The sequence below is a fragment of the Kitasatospora sp. NPDC036755 genome, from assembly GCF_040636595.1.
In the GTDB taxonomy this organism is placed as follows: domain Bacteria; phylum Actinomycetota; class Actinomycetes; order Streptomycetales; family Streptomycetaceae; genus Kitasatospora.
Genome location: NZ_JBEZUT010000487.1, coordinates 1 through 4,489, shown reverse-complemented (window position 1 = coordinate 4,489; position 4,489 = coordinate 1). Strand labels below are relative to the sequence as shown.

4 protein-coding genes are annotated in these 4,489 nt (G+C 74.4%); all 4 read right to left on the bottom strand.

The genetic code is table 11. From position 1 onward, the window contains the following. On the bottom strand, positions 1-991 hold a 991-nt coding region (locus AB0E96_RS38500; protein WP_359831101.1), incomplete at its 3' end, for a glycosyltransferase family 2 protein. Continuing rightward, entirely contained in the window at positions 984-2,153 is a 1,170-nt protein-coding gene (locus AB0E96_RS38495; RefSeq protein ID WP_359831099.1) for an endonuclease/exonuclease/phosphatase family protein, read from the bottom strand. The genes AB0E96_RS38500 and AB0E96_RS38495, both read right to left, overlap by 8 nt. Next, on the bottom strand, positions 2,147-3,160 hold the full coding sequence (locus AB0E96_RS38490) for a UbiA prenyltransferase family protein (RefSeq protein WP_359831097.1): 1,014 nt from the start codon (positions 3,158-3,160) through the stop codon (positions 2,147-2,149). Before AB0E96_RS38490 ends, AB0E96_RS38495 begins: the two co-directional genes overlap by 7 nt. Before the next feature lie 20 nt (positions 3,161-3,180). Continuing rightward, a complete protein-coding gene (locus AB0E96_RS38485) occupies positions 3,181-4,278 on the bottom strand; it encodes an NAD-dependent epimerase/dehydratase family protein (protein ID WP_359831095.1) in 1,098 nt (365 codons plus the stop codon). Positions 4,279-4,489 lie beyond the last annotated feature (211 nt).

The following is a 4,489-nucleotide window of genomic DNA, read 5'->3' as shown; positions in this document are numbered from 1 at the left end:
CGGTGTGCCGCGGCCGCCGGAAGCCGCGCTCGGTGAGCGCCCGCACCGCGCCCCGGGCGACGCCCGCCACCAGCGCGGTGTGCAGCAGGAAGTGGTAGCCGACGAACACCGGGTAGTACCGCAGCCCTTGGTCCCGGACCACGAACCGGGCCAGCCCCGGGTCCGCCACGGCGAACCAGGCCACGCCCAGCGCCGGGAGGACGGCCGCCTTGCGCGTCACCAGCAGCAGCGGCAGGCTGCCCCAGGCGGCGGCGGTGGCCAGCACGCCCGGCATCCGGTTGGCCTTGAGCGCCCCCGGGCTGAAGCGGTGGGCGCCGGCGAACGCCACCAGCAGCTGCGAGCGCCGGTACTGCTCGGTGAGCAGCGCGCCCAGCCGGTCCACGTCGTCGTGCCGCCCGGAGATGCGCTCGGTCAGCAGGATCGGGTACTTCGCGGCCAGTCGCTCGCTGTACTCGACGTCCTCCGACTCCCGCAGGGTCTCGTCCAGCGGGCCGATCTCCTCGTACACCTCCCGCCGGATCGCGCACATGGCGAAGAAGACGGTGCGCACCCGGCCGGTGGCGCGCCGGCGCCACCAGTACTCGTGCAGCACGCGGTAGCGCTCCACCGGCCCGTCGTCGAACAGCGCCCGTTTGCCGACCACCCCGTGGACGCAGCCGAGGTCGGGCTGCTCCTCCAGCAGGGCGACGGCGTTCGCGACCGCGTCCGGGTCCAGCGCGATGTCGGAGTCGAGGAAGAAGAGGATGTCGCCGGTGCTCTCGGCCGCCCCCCGGTTCCGGGCGACGGACACCCCGCCGTTGCGCTGGGTGATCAGCCGGACGGGGTAGCGCCGGACGATCTCCGGGGAGCCGTCCGAGCTGCCGTCGTCGACGACGATCACCTCGTGCACGGGGTGGGTCTGCGCCAGGGCGGACTCGACGACCGCCGCGATGGTCTTCTCGTAGTTGTAGTTGGGGATGATCACCGACACCGTGGGTCGTGCGTCAGCCATGGGTGCCTCCCGATGCCGGCCCGGAGATCCAGGCGTCCTGGCGGAGATGGTCGGATGTGCCTTCGGGGCTGCTCAGCGCGTAGCGGTGGGTCCGGGCGCCGTGTGCGGTGAACGCCCAGTCGAAGCGCCACCAGTCGTGCCAGCTGCCGGCGTCCCAGGACATCGGCAGGACGGTGTCGCCGGCGTCCGCCGCGTCCTGGGCGAGGCCGCGCAGCTCGTTGAGGTCGCCCATGCCGGCGTTGGTGTTGAAGTCGCCGGCGATGAACAGGGGGTTGGCGTTGGCCCGGACGTCCCCGACCAGCCCGTCGAACTGCTGCCGGCGCTCGCGCTGGCGGCGGTGCACGTCGGCCGGGAAGTCCTGCGGGGGCATGCCGTGGGCGACCGGCACCAGCATGTGGACGTTGTAGAAGGAGACCACCGACCCGCCGACCTGGAGGTCGGTGCGCAGCACCTTGGCGCCGGCGAAGACGTGCGACCAGTCGTCGTCCCCGCCCGCCCGCAGGGCCCGGTCCGGGCCGACCGGCGGCTGCGCCACCACGGGGAACCGGGAGAGGGTCACCAACTCGCCCCGGGTGACGACCTGGTAGCCGGGGAACTCGCGTCTCAGCCGGGCGGTGTCGTCGACCTCGCGGGCGCCGTCCGCGCCGGCCGAGTCGTCCCAGTGCAGGTACTCCTGGAGCAGGTACACGTCGGCGTGCTGGGCCTTGAGGTAGGCGTAGAAGCGGTCCGGGCCGACGTCGGAGCCCCAGTACTCGGTGTTCTGAGCGACGACGTGGATCGCGCCGGGCGGCACCGTCCGGTCGGCCGTCGCCGCGGCCAGCGTCAGGCCGGACTGGTCCAGCCCGACGGCCAGCGAGAGCGCGCCCATGACGACGGGCCAGCGCACCCGGCTGCGGCTGCGGCGCAGCCGGACGGCCAGTGCGGCCAGCAGCAGGAGTAGCGGGACGCCGAGCAGCACGGGGGGAGGCGCGGCGCCGGGGACGACCCAGAACCAGGCCCGCCCGGTCAGTGCCTCCTGGAGCGCGCAGAACAGCAGCCACACGGCGCTGACGGCGGCCAGCAGCCGGACCGGCCGGGTGGCGGGACGGTCGGCCAGGAACCAGGAGCGCCGGGGCCGGGGGAGTCCGGGGCGTCCGGGCGCGGCCCGGGGGAGCGTCACCACGACTGCACCGCCAGCAGGAGGCCGAAGCCGGCCAGCCACAGCCCGCCGACCGCGAGCATGATCCGGTCCGTGAACAGCGTCCTGGTCGGCTCGCCGCCGCCCTCGCTGACCAGCAGGATCTGCAGGTAGCGGGCGATCGCGAAGACCGCCAGCGGGGTGGAGAGCAGGATCCGCAGCTGGCGCATCCCGCCGGCGGCGGCGTCGCTCTGCAGGAAGGACACGTAGGCGAGCACGGTCACCGACGCGGCGAAGGTGACCATGCTGTTCAGGAACGGGACGGAGTAGGCGCGCAGGGCCGGCCGGTGCAGCTCGGAGGGCCCGCCCTGGACGGAGGTCAGCTCGTGCCGGCGCTTGCCGAAGCCCAGCAGGATGCAGACCGAGAAGACGCAGAGCAGGAACCAGGAGGAGATCGAGACGGAGGCCGCCATGGCGCCGGCGCAGACCCGCAGCACGAAGCCGGTGGCGATGACGAACACGTCGACCACCGAGACGTGCTTGAGGACGAAGCTGTAGAGGATGTTGGTGACCGCGTAGGCGAGCACCGGGACCGCGGCGGCCCCCACCAGCGCCGAGCCGCCCGCCAGCGCGAGGTAGAGGAGGACGCCGAGCACGACGGCGGCCGGCACCGGGACGGCCCCGGAGGCGATCGGGCGGTGGCGCTTGACCGGGTGGCGGCGGTCGCGTTCCCGGTCGGCGAGGTCGTTGACGACGTAGGTGGCCGAGGACGCGAGGACGAACAGCACCAGGACGGGCAGCGCGTTCGCGACGCCCGTCCACGGCGAGGTGCCGGACTCCAGCAGGGGCAGCACCAGGACGACCGCGTTCTTCGCCCACTGGTACGGCCGGACCAGCCGGAGCAGCCCGCGCAGCAGTGAGCCGCGTCCGGGCTCCTCGGGCGACCGCCCCGGTTCCCCGGGCAGTTCGGCGGACGGGGGGCCGGTGTCCCCGTCGGGTGGATGGACCGGCGGACCGACGAGGCCCTCGCGGTACTCGCTCGCAGTACTCACTTCCGTTCCCTTCACTGCTGTCAGAAGAGGACCTTGACCGTGCGCAGGGCACCCTCGCGCCAGCGGTCGGAGTGCGTCCGGCCGGTGGTGCCGGCCACCGCGGACCGGTTCGCGCGGTACCAGGTGAAGCTGCGCTCGATGGCGGTCGCGTTGGAGTGGCGGGGGGTGAATCCGAGCACCTCGCGGGCGTCGGTGATGTCGACGCAGGAGTCCCGGGTGAGTTTCTGGACGAGGCGTCCGTAGACGGGCGACAGCCGCAGCGCGGCCAGCGTCCGCAGGGCGGCCTTCGCCGGGCCGAGCGGCAGCGGGACGACCCGCTTGCCGTGGCCGGCGAGGTCCAGGACGACCTGGCAGTCCTCGCGGAACGAGCCGTACTCGGCCGCGCCGACGTTGAACTCCCGGTTGATCCGGTCGGCGGGCAGGGTCAGCATCGTGGTCACCAGGTCGCAGAGGTCCTCGACGTCCAGCATCTGGTTGAGGGTGTGGCCGCCGCCGAGGACGGGGAAGCCCCGGCCGTCCAGCGCCCAGTCGAAGAGCATCGCGAACACGCCGAGCCGGCCGGGGCCGATGAAGGTCTTCGGGCGCAGCACGGGCACGCACATGCCCCGGTCCCGGTGGTCGGCGCAGATCCGCTCGGCCGCGATCTTCGCGGCGTTGTACGGGTCGACCGGGACGAGCGGGTGGGACTCCGGGGTCGGGGTCCGTTCCGGCAGGCCGTAGACCGCGGTGGAGGAGATGTGCAGCACCCGGTCGGTCCCGGCCCGCCGGGCGGCGTCCAGGACGGTGCGGGTGCCGTCGACGTCCACGGAGCGGATCTCCGCCGCCGGGTGGCTCGGCAGCGCGGCGGCGCCGTGCACCACCACGTCCGCCTCGGCCGTCAGGCGGCCGAGCAGCGTGCGGTCCCGGACGTCGCCGACCACGGACTCCACGGAGGGCAGGGCGGCGAGTCCGGGCGGCAGCGGGCGGCGGTCCAGTGCGACGACCCGGTGTCCGGGCGAGCTGCCGAGCCGTCGGACCAGGGCGCTGCCGAGGAAGCCGGCCGCGCCGGTGAGCAGGATCCGCTGGGGCCGGGCGGCGGGGCGGGGGCCGTCGCCGGCCCCGGGGCTGTCGGCGCTCACCGGCGGCCCGCCGCGGGGGTGGGCGTGCCGCCGGTGGCCGCCGCCGGTGGGAGCGCGCGCCGGTACAGCCGCCGGAACCGGGGGCTGAGCAGCCACTGGCCGGCCCCGACCGCCGCGCCCGCGGTCACCGCGGCGCCCGCCGCGAAGTGCAGGGCCCCAGAACTGCTCGAACAGCAGCACCAGCGCCCTCACCACCCCCGGGGTCCGGACC